Genomic DNA, 982 nt, shown 5'->3' on the forward strand with positions numbered 1-982 from the left:
GCACATGAGACCGGCGAGGAAGCGCAGGCCATACCGTTCCTCAAGCACTTTACGGTCTTCAACTGTGATCAATGCGGCGGCTTGCCTCCAGAGATCGCGACAACGGCGCTGCCCCCGCCGCCGCCCCTGATCGAGCCGCAGGTCGAATACCTGATCAAGGCGACCGGCATCGACTTCCGCATGGGCGGCAACCGTGCCTTCTATATGCCGACGGAAGATTATGTGCAGGTGCCGCCTCCGCAGGCCTATTTTGAACCAATCAATTGGCATCGAACGGCCCTCCACGAGCTGGCGCATGCCAGCGGTCATCCGTCGCGTCTGAACCGTGACCTGTCAGGCAACTACGGTACTAGGAAGTATGCCTTCGAGGAGCTGGTTGCGGAAATCTCGTCTGCGTTCAGTTGCGCCTCGCTCGGCATCGTGCCGACGGTGCGGCATGCCGACTATATCGGCTCTTGGCTTGAAGTCTTGCGCGAGGACAATCGTGCAATTATCCGGGCTGCTTCCAAGGCCAGCAAGGTTGCCGATTATCTGCTTGGCTTTCTCCCAGAACCCGTCCGCGACATGCCGACGGAGGACCAGCAGGCGGCGTGAGGTTCTGCTCGGTGGGCACCGGCACAAGAGTAAGAGGGGGCAGGGTTGTTTCCGTGACGGGTTGGAGGCCGAGAGAGAGGCTCCCGGCTGCCCGTCGTGGAAAATCAGCATGCTAAAAGCTGTCCAAAAGATCACGTCGGCCGGTGTCGGAGTGACCGGTGGAAAGCGCATCGAAGTATCGGGATCCAATGCCAAGACGCGCAAGAGCTTGCGAGGGGACGGCCTCTTTGAAGAGATCATCTTCTGTCAGCTCCTCATGTTCGTGCGGATGGGCGCAAGTGGCATAGAGATGCTGTCGAAGGTACGCGACCGGTATCCAGTCGAAGGTGCCAGCTGGCAGGAGGCGACCTGATGTCCCGTCAACCTTGCGAACTGGCCCGCCGCCTCG

Annotated in this window: 2 protein-coding genes; both read left to right on the top strand. The window is 60.4% G+C overall.

Translation table 11 applies throughout. The features are described from left to right. The coding region (locus FXB41_RS40405) for an ArdC family protein (protein WP_246649644.1) at positions 1-594 on the top strand (594 nt) is incomplete at its 5' end. Between the two features lie 109 nt (positions 595-703). Continuing rightward, positions 704-946, top strand: a complete 243-nt coding sequence (locus FXB41_RS40410; protein ID WP_219685724.1) for a hypothetical protein — start codon at positions 704-706, stop codon at positions 944-946. Positions 947-982: the final 36 nt, after the last annotated feature.

The sequence above is a fragment of the Bradyrhizobium canariense genome (genome assembly GCF_019402665.1).
Classification (GTDB): domain Bacteria; phylum Pseudomonadota; class Alphaproteobacteria; order Rhizobiales; family Xanthobacteraceae; genus Bradyrhizobium; species Bradyrhizobium canariense.

Coding starts and splice junctions, on each gene's coding strand:
- FXB41_RS40410 (WP_219685724.1), top strand. CDS start 704: ATGCTAAAAGCTGTCCAAAAGATCACGTCGGCCGGTGTCGGAGTGACC.